The 17,385-nt window shown below is 67.0% G+C and carries 13 protein-coding genes; 10 read left to right on the forward strand and 3 right to left on the reverse strand.

What is annotated here, in order from left to right:
• Window positions 1-200 precede the first annotated feature (200 nt).
• The 6 genes from N4261_RS21265 to gshA all read left to right on the forward strand — a co-directional run bounded on the left by N4261_RS21265 (window position 201) and on the right by gshA (window position 7,135).
• On the forward strand, window positions 201-1,337 hold the full coding sequence (locus N4261_RS21265) for an ABC transporter substrate-binding protein (protein ID WP_354005380.1): 1,137 nt from the start codon (window positions 201-203) through the stop codon (window positions 1,335-1,337).
• A gap of 277 nt (window positions 1,338-1,614) precedes the next feature.
• Window positions 1,615-2,808 (forward strand): M20 aminoacylase family protein, encoded by a 1,194-nt coding sequence (locus tag N4261_RS21270; protein ID WP_261757249.1) that lies wholly within the window; start codon window positions 1,615-1,617, stop codon window positions 2,806-2,808.
• Between the two features lie 207 nt (window positions 2,809-3,015).
• The gene (locus tag N4261_RS21275; protein WP_435531961.1) at window positions 3,016-3,639 is read left to right on the forward strand and encodes a DUF1415 domain-containing protein; all 624 of its coding nucleotides are present in this window, start codon (window positions 3,016-3,018) and stop codon (window positions 3,637-3,639) included.
• Between the two features lie 192 nt (window positions 3,640-3,831).
• Entirely contained in the window at window positions 3,832-4,497 is a 666-nt protein-coding gene (locus N4261_RS21280; RefSeq protein ID WP_261757250.1) for a cysteine hydrolase family protein, read from the forward strand.
• A 68-nt stretch (window positions 4,498-4,565) separates the two neighbouring features.
• Window positions 4,566-5,540: a GlxA family transcriptional regulator gene (locus tag N4261_RS21285; protein ID WP_261757251.1), complete on the forward strand. Its 975-nt coding sequence runs from the start codon at window positions 4,566-4,568 to the stop codon at window positions 5,538-5,540.
• Between the two features lie 68 nt (window positions 5,541-5,608).
• A complete protein-coding gene (gene gshA / locus N4261_RS21290) occupies window positions 5,609-7,135 on the forward strand; it encodes a glutamate--cysteine ligase (RefSeq protein ID WP_261757252.1) in 1,527 nt (508 codons plus the stop codon).
• Between the two features lie 135 nt (window positions 7,136-7,270).
• Here gshA and N4261_RS21295 read toward each other — a convergent pair whose 3' ends face one another.
• Window positions 7,271-7,771, reverse strand: a complete 501-nt coding sequence (locus tag N4261_RS21295) for an acyl-CoA thioesterase (protein ID WP_261757253.1) — start codon at window positions 7,769-7,771, stop codon at window positions 7,271-7,273.
• A 190-nt stretch (window positions 7,772-7,961) separates the two neighbouring features.
• Between N4261_RS21295 and N4261_RS21300 the strand changes: the two genes are divergently transcribed.
• From N4261_RS21300 to N4261_RS21310, 3 genes are all read left to right on the forward strand, one after another.
• Window positions 7,962-9,668, forward strand: coding sequence for an FAD-dependent oxidoreductase (locus N4261_RS21300; RefSeq protein ID WP_261757254.1), 1,707 nt, complete (start codon window positions 7,962-7,964; stop codon window positions 9,666-9,668).
• Window positions 9,669-9,940: 272 nt separating this feature from the next.
• Entirely contained in the window at window positions 9,941-10,123 is a 183-nt protein-coding gene (locus tag N4261_RS21305) for a hypothetical protein (RefSeq protein WP_261757255.1), read from the forward strand.
• Between the two features lie 109 nt (window positions 10,124-10,232).
• Window positions 10,233-11,435 (forward strand): PepSY-associated TM helix domain-containing protein, encoded by a 1,203-nt coding sequence (locus N4261_RS21310; protein WP_261757256.1) that lies wholly within the window; start codon window positions 10,233-10,235, stop codon window positions 11,433-11,435.
• Window positions 11,436-12,342: 907 nt separating this feature from the next.
• On the opposite strand, the gene N4261_RS21315 is transcribed toward N4261_RS21310, so the two are convergent.
• Window positions 12,343-13,125, reverse strand: a complete 783-nt coding sequence (locus N4261_RS21315) for a YoaK family protein (protein ID WP_261757257.1) — start codon at window positions 13,123-13,125, stop codon at window positions 12,343-12,345.
• A gap of 1,010 nt (window positions 13,126-14,135) precedes the next feature.
• Here N4261_RS21315 and N4261_RS21320 point away from each other — a divergent pair.
• Window positions 14,136-16,553 carry a TonB-dependent receptor plug domain-containing protein gene (locus tag N4261_RS21320; RefSeq protein ID WP_261757258.1) on the forward strand — a complete coding sequence of 806 codons (2,418 nt, stop codon included), beginning with the start codon at window positions 14,136-14,138 and terminating at the stop codon, window positions 16,551-16,553.
• 236 nt (window positions 16,554-16,789) lie between these two features.
• On the opposite strand, the gene N4261_RS21325 is transcribed toward N4261_RS21320, so the two are convergent.
• Window positions 16,790-17,191 (reverse strand): cold-shock protein, encoded by a 402-nt coding sequence (locus N4261_RS21325; protein WP_261757259.1) that lies wholly within the window; start codon window positions 17,189-17,191, stop codon window positions 16,790-16,792.
• Between the last annotated feature and the right edge of the window lie 194 nt (window positions 17,192-17,385).

Below are 17,385 nucleotides of genomic sequence, written 5' to 3' on the forward strand. Positions count from 1 at the left end.
TATTGCACAGCCGCCACAGGCTTGCGTTTACTTACCGAACGGGGGCGTCGCAAGCAGATAAGCTCGCGCGCCAGAGGGCCAATCTTCTCAAACTCGTTTCCGGGCGGTGTGCCGGACGATCCCTCGGTCGTCCCGCCGGGTTGTCATCCCCGGCTGCAGCCGCTTGATCGGCCCAAACAACTATCCCAGGGGAGCTCCTCTTGCATCGCCGTCATGTTCTTGCCTCCGTCAGCGCCCTGGGCGCGCTTGCCGCCCTGCCCTTCAGCACTGGGGTGCAGGCCCAGGAACGCCGCCGTCTGGTCCTCGGACAGTCGGTCCCGCTGACCGGCCCCGCCGCGCAGCTGGGCATCCAGATGCAGGCCGGCGCCAAGATGTTCTTCGATGCGCAGAACGCAGCCGGCGGCATCAACGGCACCACCATCGAGCTGCGCACGCTGGACGACGGCTATGAGCCGGACCGCGCCAAGGCCAACACCGAGAAGCTGATCAACGACGACGTGTTCTCGCTGTTCGGCTATGTGGGCACGCCGACCTCGGTGGCCGCGCTGCCGCTGGTCAACCAGAACAAGATCCCGTTCTTCGCGCCGCTGACCGGTGCCGAATCGCTGCGTGACCCGGCCAGCCCCTGGGTCTTCCACATCCGTGCCTCGTATTACGACGAGACAGCGCTGATCGTGAAGCAGCTGACCCAGCTCGGCCTGATGCGCATCTCCGTCTTCCACCAGAACGATGCCTACGGCAAGGCCGGTCTGGACGGCGTGCTGCGTGCGATGAAGCCGCTGGCCATTCAGCCGCAGGCGGTCTCCACCGTCGAGCGCAACACCGTGGACGTGGCCAAGGCGGTCAAGGACCTGGTGAGCACCGGCGCACCGCCGGAAGCCATCGTGATGGTCAGCGCCTACAAGAGCTGCGCCGCCTTCATCCGTGCCGCCCGCAAGGCCGGTTATGGCGGCGTGTTCTACAACGTGTCCTTCGTCGGCACCCAGGCGCTGCTGGACGAGCTGGGCCCGGAAGCGATGGGCGTGGTGGTCAGCCAGGTCATGCCCTATCCGTTCGGTGCGGGCATCGGCGTGGTCGCCGACTACCAGGCCGCCGCCACCAAGGCCGGCCAGAAGTTCAACTACACCGCGATGGAGGGCTACATCGCCGCCAAGGTGTTCAGCGAAGGCGTCCGCCGCATGGCGCGCCCCACCCGGGAGGGCCTGGTCACCGCCTTGGAGTCGATGGCGAACTACAACGTCGGCGGCTTCAATGTGAACTTCCGACCCGGCAAGCATGTCGGCTCCAACTTCGTGGAGCTGTCGATGCTGACCAACGACGGTCGCGTCAAGCGCTGATCTGAACAGCGGGCGGTGCCGAGTCCCGCATCTGTGGGACGTCGCACCACCGGGCGTCGTCCAAGCACGCCCGGCCCCGTCGGCGGCCCGGGCGCAGCGCCCGCTGGCCGCCCCGCCGCGAATCAGGGCCAAGGCCCCGCGGGTACACTCGGCCGCATCCGTGGCGCCCCGTGTCATGACCGGATCGGTGCCGTGGTTTCTGCGGCAGCGGCGCGAATCCCGCGCCCGCCCGTGACGGCGCGATGAGCGCGCCGATCGACATCCGGAGTGTCCGCCCATGAAGCTGATCGAACCCATCCTGGCCGATGCACCGGCCATCGCCGCCCTGCGCCGCGACCTGCACGCCCATCCGGAGCTGTGCTTCAAGGAAGACCGCACATCGGACCTGATTGCCAAGACGCTGACCGACTGGGGCATCCCGGTGCATCGCGGCCTGGGCAAGACCGGCGTGGTCGGCATCCTCAAAGGCCGCGAGGGTCCACGCACCCTGGGTCTGCGCGCCGACATCGACGCCCTGCCCATCACCGAGCACAACACCTTCCCGCACGCGAGCAAGCACCCGGGCAAGATGCATGCATGCGGCCATGACGGCCACACCGCGATGCTGCTGTCCGCTGCCAAGCATCTGGCCCGGCACCGCGATTTCGACGGAACGGTCTACCTGGTCTTCCAGCCGGCGGAAGAAGGCGGCGGCGGCGCCCGGGAGATGATCAAGGACGGGCTGTTCAAGCAGTTCCCGATGGAGGCGATGTTCGGCGTCCACAACTGGCCGGGCATGGCGGCCGGGCAGTTCGCGCTCAAGACCGGCCCGGTGTTCGCTTCCAGCAACGAGTTCAAGATCATCATCAAAGGCAAGGGCGCGCACGGCGCCATGCCGCACCTGGGCAGCGATCCGGTGATCGTGGCGGCGCAGTTGGTGCAGTCCTTCCAGACCATCATCACCCGCAACAAGCGGCCGATCGATGCGGGCGTGATCTCGGTGACGATGATCCATGCCGGCGAGGCCACCAATGTGATCCCCGAGCACTGCGAGATGCAGGGCACAGTGCGCACCTTCACCCTGGAAACGCTGGACCTGATCGAGCGCCGGATGCAGGCCATCACCGAGGCGACCGCCCAGGCCTTCGAGGTCCTGTGCGAGTTCAGCTTCCACCGCAACTATCCGCCCACCATCAACCATGCGGCGGAGACCGACTTCGCCCGGCGCGTGGTGACCGAGATGGTGGGCGCGTCCAATGTCCAGGAATTCGAGCCCACCATGGGCGCCGAAGACTTCAGCTACTACCTGCAGGAAGTGCCGGGCTGCTACTTCCTGATCGGCAACGGCGACGGCAGCCATCGTGAGGGCGGCCACGGCCTGGGCCCCTGCATGCTGCACAACCCCAGCTACGACTTCAACGACGATCTGATCCCGCTGGGCGGATCGATGTGGGTCCGCCTGGTCGACGCCTGGTTCAAACAGCCTCGCTGATCCATCGGCCCTTGGGATCGCCGGGCTGAACGGGGCCGGTGACCCATCGGGCCGCACGGCCGTCGACCGATGGCCGGTGGTGATCCGCTTTTCCACTGCGCTGTGGCGCCGCTTCCCGTTCCGCAAGGGTTCCGCTGTTCAGCGATGGCGCTGTTCCGTTGTTCCGCTGTTCCGCCGCTCCGCCATTCCGTTTCCAGACCCGACCCGATGACCGCCCCTCCGACCGACACCCCGCCCGCCGCCATGACCGACGACCAGGAACAGACCGTCCGCCAGGACACCCATCGCTGGGTCCAGCGTGCCGTGATCGGCCTGAACCTTTGCCCGTTTGCCAAGAGCGTGGAGGTCAACCAGCGGCTGCGGATCGTCGTCAGCGCCGCCCGCACGCCGGAAGACCTGCTCAAGGATCTGGCCCGGGAGCTGCTGGCGCTGCGCCGGGCGGATCCGGAAGAGACCGAAACCACCTTGCTGGTCCACCCCTGGGTGTTGAACGACTTCCTGGACTACAACGATTTCCTCGGCGCGGCCGATGCCCTGGTCGACGACCTGGAACTGGACGGCCTGCTGCAGGTGGCCAGCTTCCATCCGGACTATCAGTTCGATGGCACGGAGCCGGACGATGTGGACAACCTCAGCAATCGCTCGCCGTATCCGACCTTGCACCTGCTGCGCGAGGACAGCATTGAACGCGCGGTCGAGTCGATGCCGGACACCGATGCCATCTACGAGGCCAACATCGAGACCCTGCGCCGCATCGGCCTGAAGGGCTGGCAAGCCCTGGATCTGGCACCGAAGCTGCCGCTGTCGGTGCGCGTCACCCGCGAGGACTGATCCCGAGCCCCCGGACGTCTCGGACCGCGCGCCCGTGACCGCTCAGCCGGAAGCGGCGGATCCGCAGGCCGCAACGGACTTGCGCGCAGCGGCAAGTGATGTCCTGATTTGACCGCGACTGGTCCGGCGCCGGCGCGACGAGACGTCTGCCGCTGCGCATCATGGGCACCATCAACCCTGATGGAACGCACCATGACCACCACGACCTCGCCCAACGCTTCGGCTTCCTCGTCTTCTTCGACGTCCTCCTCGCCCGCGCCCACCACCGCGCCGACCACGCCCCCCACCCGCCGCACCGGCCCGGACACGGCCGTCCTGCTGATCGATGTGCAGGAGTCGTTCCGCCATCGTCCGTACTGGGATCCCGCCGCGCTGCCTGAGTTCCTGGCGCGCACCCGGGCCCTGCTGGACGGCGCGGCCGCGCGCGGCCTGCCGGTCGTCCGCATCCTGCACAGCGACGGGCCGGACACCCCGGACAACCCGTTTGCGCTGGTCAGCGGCCATGTCCGCCCGCTGGAGGAGCTGGCGCAGGTGCCGGTGGCCGCCGAGTTCCTGAAGCGGCGCCACAGTGCGCTGGTCGGGACCGGGCTGTCGGTCTGGCTGACCGAAAACGGCATCCGCCGGCTGATCGTGACGGGCATCCGGACCGAGCAATGCTGCGAGACCACGACCCGGCATGCCAGCGATGCGGGCTGGGAGGTCGACTATGTCACCGAGGCCACCCTCACCTTCCCGATGCGACATGCCAGCGGCGTGACCCTGAGCGTGGCGGACATCAAGCTGCGCACTGAACTGGTTCTGCAGGACCGGTTTGCGCAGATCTGCAGCGTCGAGCAGGCGCTGGATCGGGCGCAGTGAGCCGCCTGAGCGCGGGTGCCCCCAGGCCGCGCGGCACCGCAGGCGTGCGGGCGCGGCATACTGTCGTGATGTCTCGAATCGACGTCTGGATGCTGGTGGAGCCGCACACCCTGCTGCTGGACCTGGCCGGTGCGGCGGAAGCGCTGCGCCTGGCCAACCAGGCCCTGCGCCGGCGCGGCGAGCCGGAGGCTTTCCGGCTGCGCTACTGCGGCGCCGAGGCGGAGGTGGTGAGTTCGGTCGGGTTGCCACTCGGCGGCCTGGAGTCATTGCCGCGGCTGGGCGAGCGAGACTGGCTGATCCTGAGCGGCAGACGTCATCCGCATCCGGATGATCCACCGCCAGGCGTCGCCGAGCAGGCCCAGGCGCTGGACATGGAACGCTGGCTGCATCAAGAAGGCAGCGCGCTGCTGGCCGGCGGCGAAGGTCGGCTGGTGAGCATCTGCGCCGGGGCCCTGCTGGCCGCTCGTGCCGGCCTGCTGGCCGGACGCCGCTGCACCACCCATCATGAATCGCTCGATGCCTTGCGTGCGCTCGCGCCGAATGCCGACGTCCAGGCCAACCGGGTGTTCGTGCTGGATGGTCCGCTGGCCAGCAGCGCCGGCATCACGGCGGGCATTGATCTGGTGCTGGCATTGATCGCCGTCCATTGCGGAGAAGCCATCGCCGCCACCGTGGCGCAGGTGATGGTGGTGTATCTGCGCCGGGGTCCGCAGGATCCGGAACTCTCGCCGCTGCTGGCAAACCGGCACCATCTCCATCCGGCACTGCACCGGGTGCAGGACGCCATCTGTGCCGAGCCGCGCCAGGACTGGAGCCTGGCCCGCATGGCCGACGTGGCCCATGTGACCCCGCGCCACCTCACCCGGTTGTTTGCCCAGCACGGCGGCACCACGCCGCTGGACTATCTGCGCGCCATCCGTTTGGAACTGGCCCGTCGGGAACTGGACCGCGGGATGCGCCCGGCCCAGGCGGCGTTGGCGGCCGGATTCACTTCTGATCAACAACTGCGTCGAACGCGCCGTCGTTTAGCACAATCTGCATAAATCCAAGTCAAGCGGGATTCGCGCAGTTCTGTTAACTTGCGCGCCCACAACGAACGAAGGAGCGGGTTTTGAGCGATTGGTTGCAGCGACTGGCAGAACTGGATCCGGCACGTCTGGCGGGCATGCGCCGCGGTGTCGAGAAGGAGAGCCTGCGCGCCCAGCCCACCGGCGCCACCCTGGCGCTGACGCCCCATCCCACCGCCCTCGGCTCGGCCCTGACACATGAAACGGTGACGACCGACTTCAGCGAATCGCAGCTGGAGCTCATCACCGGCGTGCACCGCTCTGCCGACGACTGTCTGACCCAACTCACCGAAATCCATCAGGCGGTTCATCGCTGCCTGGGTGATGAACTGATGTGGGCCTCCAGCATGCCTTGCAAGCTGCCGGCCGACGAAACCATCCCGCTGGGTCGCTACGGCTCGTCCAACATCGGCCGGGCCAAGAGCGTCTACCGGATGGGGCTGGGACACCGGTACGGTCGTCGCATGCAAACCATCTCCGGCATCCACTACAACTGGTCGCTGCCGGGCCTGGACAATGCCGATCACTTTGCGCTGATCCGGAATTTCCGCCGCCACTCCTTCCTGCTGCTGACGCTGTTCGGCGCCTCACCGGCGCTGTGCGGCAGCTTTGTGGCCGGCCGCGACCACGGCCTGCAGCCCTTGGGTGAGGTTGAAGGCACGCTGCACATGCCCTACGGCACCTCGCTGCGCATGGGACGGCTGGGCTACCAGAGCGATGCGCAGTCGTCGCTTTCGGTCAGCTACAACAGCCTGGACGGCTATGCCGCCTCGCTGCAGGAAGCGCTGACCCGCCCCTATGCCGCCTACGAGAAGATCGGCATCGTCAATCCGGGCGGTGAATACAACCAGCTCTCCACCACGCTGCTGCAGATCGAGAACGAGTTCTACGGCACGATCCGCCCCAAGCGCACCATCCGACCGGGCGAACGGCCGCTGCATGCTCTGCGCGAGCGTGGGGTGGAATATGTGGAGGTCCGCTGCATGGACCTGGACCCCTTCGAGCCGGTCGGCATTGCCGCCAGCACGATGCGCTTCATCGACATCTTCCTGCTGCACTGCTGGCTGACCGACAGCCCGGACGACACTCCGGCCGAGCTGGCCGCGCTGGCGCGCAACCAGCAGCAGACGGCCTCCGCCGGCCGGCAACCCGGCCTGATGCTGGAGCGCGGTGAGACGCGGGTGTCGCTGCGGGACTGGGGCCAGGCGCTGCTCAATGAATTCACGCCGATCGCCGAGAAGCTGGATGCCACCCTCGGTGGACATCTGTACCTGGACGCGCTGAATCTGGCGCGTCAGCGCTGGGTCACGCCGGATGACCTGCCCTCGGCCCGGGTGCTGGCCGCGATGCAGGCGGATCACGGGTCGTCGCACCTGTCGTTCACCGCAGCGCAATCGGCCTGGGCGCGCGATCAGGTGCTGGCGCAGCCGACGCCGGACGGCTTCATGGACCGCTTCGAGGCGTCTGCACGCGCGTCGCTGGAGGCGCAGGCCGCCATCGAGGCGGCCGACACGCTGGACTTCGAGACCTTCCGTCAACAGTATCTGAACCCGGCGCAACTGGCTGGCTGATGGCTGATGGCTGATGGCTGATGCCCGATGCACGACTGACGGCCGATGGCTGATGCCTGACGCGTGACACCGGGTCCTGCAGCGTGGTGCTGGCGGGAAGCGGCGCGGGCCGCTCCGCCGGACGGCCTCACGGCCTCAGCCGGTCTCGCCCGGCAGCACCGAACTGCGCAGCGCCTGGTGACGGGTCTGCAGTTCCTGCCGCAGCTTCTTGCGCTCGATCGCCGCCTCACGGCGGCGTTTTTCATCCGGCGTGGTGGGCGTGAGCGGGGGCACCGAGGCGGGGCGACCGGCGTCATCCACGGCCACCATGGTGAAGAAGCAGCTGTTGGCGTGGCGCACCACCTGCTCGCGGATGTTCTCGGTCACCACCTTGATGCCGATCTCCATCGACGAATGCCCGGTGTAGTTGACCGAGGCCAGGAAGCTCACCAGTTCGCCGACATGGATCGGCTGGCGGAACATCACCTGGTCCACCGACAGCGTCACCACATAGCGGCCGGCATAGCGGCTGGCACAGGCATACGCGGCCTGGTCGAGCAGTTTGAGAATCGTGCCGCCGTGCACATTGCCGGAGAAGTTCGCCATGTCGGGCGTCATCAGCACGGTCATCGTGAGCTGGTGGGAAGGCAAGTCCATGAGGGCTCCAGAGTCAGGGGCGTGATGGTGCCAGAGTGCGGGCGTGATGGCACGACGTTCGGCGGGCGCGGCCAATGCCCAGGGCCGGGACTCCGGTATGCCACTGTGCCCCCTTGCCGGCCTGCGCCTCCCCCTTACGGCGCTTGCGGGCATGCATGGGCTCGGTTAGGGTAGGTGACAGGAGGATTCGATGGCGCAGCAGCCCAACATCATGGATACCCGCAGCGAGCAGATGTTCCCCACGCTCGGCGTGTCGGACATCGCCCGCGTGGCCCGTTTCGGACAACTTCGGCGCTATTCCGCCGGCGAGTGGGTGGTGCGTGCCGGCGAGGAAGGCGTGGGCATGATGCTGATCCTCAGCGGCGAGGTCTCGATCTCGCAACGCGACAGCCTGGGTCACAGCAAGCTGATCACCCGGCACGGACCGGGTCAGTTCATGGGCGAGGTCGGACAGCTCAGCGGACGGCCGTCGCTGGTGGATGCCCAGGCGGAAAGCGAGGTCGAGGCGGTCGAGGTCTCGCCGCCACAACTCCGGGCGCTGCTGATCGGCGAGGCGGATCTGGGCGAGCGGCTCACCCGCGCCTTCATCCTGCGCCGGGTCGGATTGATCGAGGCGGGCGCCAGCGGTGCGACGCTGATCGGCCGCGCCAAGTCGGCGCCGGTCATGCGCCTGCGCAGCTTCCTCGGCCGCAACGGCTTTCCGCATCAGATGCTGGAGCCCGATCAGAATGAAGACGCCCGCGCCATCGCCGACCAATACATGAAGGACGGTGTGGAGCTGGTGGTGCTGTGCCCCGACGGCGCGGTGCTGATCAACCCCAGCGACGACGAGGTCGCCCGTTGCCTGGGCATGGTGGACATGCGTGAACGCGCCGATCTGTATGACGTGGCGATCATCGGCGCCGGTCCGGCCGGACTCTCGGCGGCGGTCTATGCGGCGTCCGAAGGCCTGTCGGTCCTGGTGGTGGACTGCCGCGCCTATGGCGGCCAGGCCGGCGCCAGTTCGCGGATCGAGAACTACCTCGGATTCCCGACGGGCATCTCCGGTCAGGCGCTGGCCGGCCGGGCCTTCGTCCAGGCCCAGAAATTCGGCGCGGACCTGCTGATCCCGGCCAAGGTCACCCGCATGGGCTGCGGCCGCGACGGCGAAGATCATGAGCTCCACCTGACGCTGGAGGACGGACGCACCATCCGCAGCCGCACGGCCGTCATCGCCACCGGCGCCCGCTATCGGCGCCCGGCCATCGAGGACCTGCAGCGCTTCGAGGGCCGCGGCATCTGGTACTGGGCCTCGCCGATCGAGGCACGGATCTGCAGCCGGCAGACGGTGGTGCTGGTCGGCGGCGGCAATTCCGCTGGTCAAGCGGCCGTCTATCTGGCCAACCATGCGGCCAAGGTCATCATGCTGGTGCGCGGACCGGGTCTGGCGGAAACCATGTCCCGCTACCTGATCGACCGGATCCGCGGCACCGCCAACATCGAGCTCCTGCCGCATCAGGAAATCTGCAAGCTGGAGGGCGACCGCGCGCTGGAAGCGGTCACCTGGCGCGATCGACGCAACGGCAAGGAGCGGCGGCTGGCGCTGCAGCATCTGTTCCTGTTCATCGGTGCAGAGCCGGAAACCGAATGGGTCTCCGATTGCGAACTGCATCTGGACAAGGCCGGCTTCATCGTCACCGGCCGGGCCTGCGAGTGCGCACTGGATCACTATGAGCCGGCGCAGCTGGAATCCAGCATCCCCGGCGTGTTCGCCGTCGGCGATGTGCGGTCCGGCTCGGTCAAGCGCGTGGGCGGCGCCATTGGAGAAGGTGCGCAGGTGGTGGCCAGCATCCATCAGTACCTGGCTCGGCAAGAGACGGCGCGGCTGGAAGCCGCCAAGCAGGGCACGACCGTCTGAGCGTGCGGTCGGGCGCGCTCCGGATTCGTTTGGCATCTGGATCGCAACACCTTCGGGCCAGCGAGCAACGATCGCATCCCGCGGTCCCCCCGCACGTCGCCGGCGGCTCCGCAGGTCGCCCTGACGATCCCACGTCGCGGGCCGAGCGCCCGCGACGACCGCACTCGCGCGTTGTCAATCTCGCACAAGCATCCATCAACTTCGGTCGAGCCGCGCATCGGGGCGTTGCGCCTGGCTAGAATGCGAATAATTGTCATTAAGAAGCGCCGCGCATGCTCTCTCCCGAATCTCGACGCCTGTGGGCGTGGCCGACGGCGATCGGTGTGTTGAGCACCAGCGGATTGCTGTCCGCGCTGGTGTCCGATCACTGGGGCGATGTGTGGTCCTGGTTTGCGCTGGGACTGCCGGTGCTGGTGATGGCCTGGTTCAGCTGGCGGCGCGAGCGTTCAGCCTGAACGCGCCCGCCGTCTTCCTCGCCATCGCCTGACCGTCCGGAACCCTCCCGGTTTTTCCAGCCCCTGCCCCCGACCGCCGACGCCCCGTCATCCTCACGAGGACCCGCCCATGCTCAGCTCCCGTTCCATCCGCATCTGGACCTGGCTGCACAAATGGACCAGCCTGATCTGCACGCTGTTCATGCTGCTGCTGTGCCTGACCGGCCTGCCGCTGATCTTCCATCATGAGATCGGCCATCTCCTGGGCGATGAGATCGAAGCCCCGGAGCTGCCGGCGGACAAGGCCCATCTGGCAAACCACCGGGTGGATGCGGACACCATGATCAAGGCGGCCCTGTCCACGCATCCGGACCGCATCGTCCAGTTCGCCGGCCAGTCGGACGACGACGAGCGGCTGTGGTGGTTCACGCTGACGCCCACACCGGCGCCGACCGACGACTACAAGTCGGTCGCCGTGGATGTGCGCACTGGAGAGCTGGTCGGCCAGTACAAGGTCGGCGAAGGCTTCATGGACCTGATGTTCCGCTTGCATGTGGACCTGTTCGCCGGCCTGCCGGGCAAGCTGTTCCTCGGCTTCATGGGTCTGCTGCTGCTGATTGCGCTGGTCAGCGGCGTGGTGCTGTATGCACCGTTCATGCGCAAGCTGGACTTCGGCGACGTGCGCCGCGGCCGCTCCACCCGCATCAAGTGGTTGGACCTGCACAACCTGCTGGGCATCGTCACCCTGGTGTGGCTCTTCGTGGTGGGTGCCACCGGCATGATCAACACCTGGGCCGACCTGCTGGTGAAGTACTGGCAATACGCCGAAGTCGGCACGCTGATCGCCCCCTACAAGGACCAGCCACTGGTGCCCGCGGCCGAACGCGGCCCGCTGCAACAGGCGCTGGACAATGCCAAAGCCGCGGCGCCCGGCATGAAGATGTCGTTCATCGCCTTCCCGGGCACATCCTTCTCCAGCCCGCACCACAACACGGTGTTCATGCGCGGCGATACGCCGCTCACCTCCAAGCTGCTCAAGCCGATGCTGATGGACGCCCGCACCGGCGCCCTCACCGCTTCGCCCGATCTGCCCTGGTACCTGACCGCCTTGCTGGTGTCGCAGCCGCTGCACTTCGGCGATTACGGCGGCATGCCGATGAAGATCATCTGGGCCCTGCTGGACATCGCCTCCATCATCGTGCTGGGCAGCGGCCTCTACCTGTGGCTGCGCAAGCCGCATGGTGCGCGACGTGCTGCCTCCGCGCGCGCCGCGACGCCCGCGCTGGAAGAATCCCTGGACGACGGCAAGCAGCCCGAAACAGCCGCGGCCTGATCCTCCGGCGTCGGCAGGCGGCGATCGGCATCGATCGGCATCGTCGAGACCTTCGGCATGTCTTTGCGCCCCAGTGCGATCAGCTCGGGGGGCGTGTCACAGCTTCCGGGCCGGAGACCCCGGGTTCATCCCGGGGCCATGTCCTTCGACCTGAGCGATACGATCCCTCGGCCACCGCACCGCTGCCAGGCCAAGGCCATCGCCCTCCTGCCGTCTCAGGCGATCTGCGATCCTGCCGCTACCAGGCCACCACGCGGCATCCGCCTCTCCAGGCTCAGCACCACCGGAGCGCGGGCGAGCCTCGATCGCCATTCGGATCGACCCTGTTGAATACTGTATGGACATACAGTACATTCTCTCCATCGCTGCCGGGCCTGTCGGATCGAGAGATCCGGCAGGCAAGCCGGCCGCCGCTTCAACCGGAGTGGCGCCACCCCGCCGTTGACCCCGTCAGCCGGCACCGTTCTGGAGATGGCAATGCAAGTCCTGAAGCAACGAGTCTGGTCCTCGCTGAACAATGCCGACGCCTGGGTGCTGTGCATCGGTGTGCTGTCCTGTCTGGGACTGGCCACCGGCGTGCTGGGTTGAGCGACTCGTTCTTTCAGCGCGTCATGGCTGGGTCTTTGAACTCAGCGTGCTGATCAGCGAAGGGATGGCCGCGAAGGGATGGCAGCGGATCGTTTAGCTGCGTCTGTTCGCGGCGCTGTCAGCCCGTTCTTGTTCTTTTGTCTCGTTCAGTTTCACCATTTCAAACCCCCTTGATCCGCTCCGCTTGAGCAGCGTCCGTCCCGGACATTGCTCAAGTCGAGCGGACTTTTTTTGTCGGCGCAGGAAGTGCCCGAGCACATCCGCCAACCGAGCGGGGTATTGATTCGAGACCGGCCTCGTGGGTCCGGAAACCGCTTCCTCAGGAGCCGCCCCACACAATCGCGCGCCACCGTGCCCAGTCGCGCCGCATCGGCATCACCGACAGCGCGAACAACAACGCCGCCAACGGCACCACGCAGATGAATCCGACACGCTGAAACCCCAGCGCGCCCACAAAACCGCCCAGCACGAAACTGCCCAGCAGACCTGCGGCCATGGCCGCCCGCTGCCGGTTGTGATGCACGCCCACCGCCGTTGCATCGGGCACCGCCCCGTGCCGCGCGGCCTGGCGATTCCAATACAGCATCTTGCCCAGTTCCATGCCCAGGTCGGTGATGTTGCCCGTCATGTGGGTGGTGCGGATGCGCCCGCCGGAGGTCTTGGACCCCACCGCGTTCTGCAGGCCCATGATGAACGACAGCAACAGCACCGTCAGCGGCACCGCGAACGGGGTGTGCCAACCCAGCGTGATCGCGCCCATCAGGCCGAAGGGAAACAGCAGCGCCGCCTCCAGCAGCAGCGGCAGCGCATAGACACAACGCAAATGCTGTTGTCGGGCCCAATGGACCAGCAAGGCGCAGACCGCTGCGCCCGCCAGAAACGCCAGGATCGCGCCCAGCGCGTTGAGCACCAAGGTCGTTTGCCCGAGCACCGCGCCGTCCGCCAACTGCGAGGCAAAGCCGGTCATGTGCGAGGTGTAGCGCTGCAACACCAGAAAGCCGCCCGCATTCACCGCCCCGGCATTGAACGCCAGCAACAGGCCCAGGGCCTGGTTGGTCGCCGGCGACCTATGACGATGGGTGAGATGAAGCAGCCGCCTCACCGGAAACCACCGCAACGGCGGGGCCCACCGACTGGGCCGAACGATTCCGATGATGCGCAAGCTCGACGCTTCATGACTTCTCCCGGTGGCAATGAGACGGGTGACGATGGCCATGGACGCCATGGACGCCATGGCGATGGCGATGGCGATGGCGATGGCGATCCGATCGTCCAGTGGCGGTCGATGATAAGGTCGCCTGGAAGCCCCTCATGGCGCAGGCGATCCGACCGACGTCTTCCGCGCGCAGGACCGGCCTGCAAGCGCGCTTGGCGCATTCCAAAGCACTCGGCAAACACCACGTCAATGACGGCCCGCTCATTCGCCGATCCACCCAGCCGATGAATCCAGCAACTGAGCCATCAATCGCCTGCTTTTCGTCAAAGAGCTGTCACACTCGATCGGCACAATGCAAAGCATCCGAGACAAACCAATCGGCTGCGCCATAGGGCAGAGTGCTGGAACCCGTCACCAGCGTCCGGATACCCCATTTCGAACCAAGCCACCCCTGCGGTGGCTTTTTTCATTCGTTCGCGCAGACTGGCCGGCGCCCATGCCTGAACCGATCAAGTCGTTCTTGGCCGACGCCGGCAGCCATCGCGCACTGCGGACCGCTCGAACACGCGCTTCGGGATTCGCGACGCCCGTTCAGGGTTTCTCCTGAGTTGGGCGTCGCGCCGGCCCATCAGACCATGTAAAGAACGATGAAAGTGCCTCGTGCCAAACAGCCGCGCGCGGGCCGCATGCGATCCTGCCAGCGTTGTCAGCATTGACACGATCCTCCTTCCCGCGCCGCGTCCCAGCCCTACGCCAAGTCCTGCCGCGCTTGCCTTGCCATTGCCTTCACGATGACACGCACCCGCTGCCCTTTCCCGTTTTCCGTCGCCCCGTCGACCCCTGCGTCGACCCCTGAGTCCGCCCCTGCGTCGACCTTCGCCTCGGCACTCGCGTCGGCCCCCGCCTCGGTGCCGACATCCAGCGCTTCCGCGCCACTGCGGCCCTCGATTCGTTCAATGCGCCCCTCGCGCTCCGCAAGCGCCACCGTGCACCAGGCCCGCGACCTGCCCCTTCGCCCGCTGACACTCGCCCTGATGCTGGCCGTCGGCCCGTCGGCCTGGGCCCAGACCGCCCCACCCGCGCAGGACACGCCACCGCTGGCCACCCGTCCCACGCCCGCCACGCCGTCGTCGACCCCTGCGCCGCGCGCGCGGCCCGACGCCGCACCCCAGCCGCGCCCGCCGGCGGATCCCCAGAAACTGGACCGGGTCGAGATCCAGGGCACCTCGCGGGACGACGACCAGCGGCGCGCCTCCACCGCCTCCAAGATCATCATCGGCCGCGAAGAGATCGAGCGTTACGGCGACAGCACCATCGGCGAGGTGCTCAAGCGCCTGCCCGGCGTGACCACCGGTGGACGTCCCGGCCGCGGCGGCGAGGTCCGCATGCGCGGCATGGGCGGTGGCTACACCCAGATCCTGGTGAACGGGGAACGCATGCCGCCGGGCTTCTCGCTCGACGAACTGCCGCCCGAGCAGATCGAACGCATCGAGGTGATGCGCGCGCCCACCGCCGAGTTCGGCGCCCGCGCCATTGCCGGCACCATCAATGTCGTGCTGCGCGAGGCGCTGCAGCGGCGTCTCAATGAGGTTCGGCTCGCCACCACCCTCGAGCGCGACCGCGTCACCCCCAGCCTCAGCTGGACCCGAAACGACAAGCTGGACGACGAGGGCAATGCCTACAACCTCACCGTCAATGCAATGCAGCACAAGCGGCTGGACGACATCAATTCCCGCTCGCTGACCCGCCTGCTGGACGATGCCGGCAACATCACCCGCGAGACCCTGCTCACCAACAGCGGCCAGAGCGGCGACGAGCGCAAATCCCTCAACCTGACCGGCCGGCTGCAGCTCAAGCTCGGCGGTGGCGACACGGTCGCGATCCAGCCGTTCGTGATGGTCAACCGGGGGAGCAGCACCAGTCGTTTCAACCAGGTCCAGACGCCGGCACTGCCGGCCGACGACATCGACCACATCCGCTACACCGACGCCGCCACCGACGGCGACAGCCGCGCCACCATGGCCCGGCTGAATGTGCAATGGAACAAGCGGCTCAATGAGACCTCGCGCCTGGAGACGCGGGTGGGGGTGGGCCGCATGACGATGTCCAGCGACAGCCATCGACTGGAGACCAACAGCGGCGCCTTCTACCGCATCCAGGACGACGACACCAAAAGCCGAGACACCTCCTGGAGCTTCAACTCGAAGCTGACGCACCAGATGGACAACGATCACAACCTGGTGGCCGGCCTCGAAGGCGAAGGCACGACCCGCAACCAGGATCGGCTGTGCGCGCAGTCCTATGACGCCGCGCAGCCGGCCCGCAACTGCGCCTACCTGGCCGATTTCGGCGACAACGTCACTGCCTCCACGCGCCGATTCGCCGCTTATGCGCAGGATGAATGGAGCGTCGGCAAGCAATGGGGGTTCTATGCCGGCCTGCGCTGGGAAGGCATCCAGACCGAGAGCCGCAACAACCAGGGCCCGGTGAGCAACACCTCCCACGTGCTGACCCCGCTGCTGCACGGCGTCTACAAGCTGGACGAGAAAAGCCGGGAGCAGATCCGCGCCAGCCTGACCCGCAGCTACCGCTCACCCAATCTGAACGATGTGGTGGGCCGGCTCAGCCTCAGCAACCGCTATCCCTGCGACGACCCCGCCCTGCCCTGCACCACCAACACCATCGACTCGCCGGACCGGATGGGCAATCCCGGCCTGAAGCCGGAGATGGCCACCGGGGTGGAGATCGGCTATGAGAAATACCTGTCCAAGGGCGGGCTGCTCAGCGCCAACTTCTTCTACCGGCGGATCACCGACCTGATCCGCAGCCAGGCGGTGCTGGAGACGGTGCCCTACGCGCCGGTGCAGCGCTATGTGGTGAGGCCGCGCAACATCGGTGACGCCACCACCTACGGCGTGGAGCTCGAAGCCAAGTTCCGGCTCGATGAATACCTGAGCGACGCCCTGCCGATCAACCTGCGCAGCAACCTGTCGTTGTTCCACTCGGCGGTCGACGGCATTCCCGGCCCCCACAACAAGCTGGACCAGCAACCGCGCTACACCGCCAACCTCGGCGCCGACTACCGCCTGCGCAGCCTGCCGCTGACGCTGGGCGCCTCGCTCAACTACACGCCGTCCAACCTGCTGCAGCAAAGCGCGCAGGTGCTGGCGGACATCGACAAGAAGCGGGTGCTCGACCTCTCGGCGATGTGGACCTTCTCACCGGCCGTGGCGCTGCGGGTGTCGGCCAGCAACCTGGTGCCGCTGACCTATGGGAATGGCACCGTGTCCACCACCTCGGACCGGATCGTCCTGGCCGAGAACACCGGCCGAAGCTTCACCGTGTGGCAAGTGCGGCTGGAAATGAAGATCTGACGGCGAGGTGACCGGCCCCCCGCGTGCCGTGCGCGCGGTTGGCCGCGCCGTCCGCCACGGGACGTAAAAAAGGCCACCGCAAGGGTGGCCTTGAAAAGCAGCCGGTCGAAAGACCGGCCGCTTCGGCGACGGGACCGGGCGCCAGCGCCGGTCCCCCACGAGAAAATCGATGATCTCGCAATACGCAATACGCAATACGCAATATGCGTTGCGCGATGACTGCTGAAGCCTGAGGCTCAGCGGGAGGCGGTCGCGCTGACGCGCTGCGCCAGCAATGGGTCGCCGGCGGGCGGCCACAGCGTGGCACCAAAGCCCAGGGCCAGCACGCCCATCACCATCCACATCAGGGCCGACACCCGTCGCCGCTTGGCGATCGGACGTGGCCGGGAAGCCGTGCGAGGTGCGCGCAGTTGCGCAGGCACCCTGAACGGGGTGAGGCGCTGCAATCGGACGGCTTGCTTGCTCCCGTCACTCTTTGCAACAACCTCGAAGCTGACCCGCTCCCCTTCATTGGGCGGCTGACCGTCCATCGGGAATGCGGACACATGAACAAACAGCGGTTCGCCACCTTGCTCCGGTGCCACCAAGCCGTGGCCGCGCTCGGCATACCAGCTGTCCAACGTACCTTCGAATCGCATGTCTGAAATCCCCCTCATCAAAGAACAGACAAGCCCAGGTGTCTCAAGTCCGGGCAGGGGTGCATCGTGCAGGTGATGGCGCCGACCACGGCAACAGGCTGTAAGCAGTGCAACCTGTGCAGGAATTGGCGTGGACACCGGTTTCGGCCGCGCCGGGATGTCGGGTTGCACCAGCGGCGGGCGTTGAGGCGGCG

It is taken from the genome of Roseateles amylovorans (genome assembly GCF_025398155.2).
In the GTDB taxonomy this organism is placed as follows: Bacteria; Pseudomonadota; Gammaproteobacteria; order Burkholderiales; family Burkholderiaceae_C; genus Roseateles; species Roseateles amylovorans.

Coding starts and splice junctions, on each gene's coding strand:
- N4261_RS21300 (WP_261757254.1), top strand. CDS start 7,962: ATGGCGCAGCAGCCCAACATCATGGATACCCGCAGCGAGCAGATGTTC.
- N4261_RS21305 (WP_261757255.1), top strand. CDS start 9,941: ATGCTCTCTCCCGAATCTCGACGCCTGTGGGCGTGGCCGACGGCGATC.
- N4261_RS21285 (WP_261757251.1), top strand. CDS start 4,566: ATGTCTCGAATCGACGTCTGGATGCTGGTGGAGCCGCACACCCTGCTG.
- N4261_RS21275 (WP_435531961.1), top strand. CDS start 3,016: ATGACCGCCCCTCCGACCGACACCCCGCCCGCCGCCATGACCGACGAC.
- N4261_RS21310 (WP_261757256.1), top strand. CDS start 10,233: ATGCTCAGCTCCCGTTCCATCCGCATCTGGACCTGGCTGCACAAATGG.
- N4261_RS21325 (WP_261757259.1), bottom strand. CDS start 17,191: ATGCGATTCGAAGGTACGTTGGACAGCTGGTATGCCGAGCGCGGCCAC.
- N4261_RS21320 (WP_261757258.1), top strand. CDS start 14,136: ATGCGCCCCTCGCGCTCCGCAAGCGCCACCGTGCACCAGGCCCGCGAC.
- N4261_RS21280 (WP_261757250.1), top strand. CDS start 3,832: ATGACCACCACGACCTCGCCCAACGCTTCGGCTTCCTCGTCTTCTTCG.
- N4261_RS21295 (WP_261757253.1), bottom strand. CDS start 7,771: ATGGACTTGCCTTCCCACCAGCTCACGATGACCGTGCTGATGACGCCC.
- N4261_RS21270 (WP_261757249.1), top strand. CDS start 1,615: ATGAAGCTGATCGAACCCATCCTGGCCGATGCACCGGCCATCGCCGCC.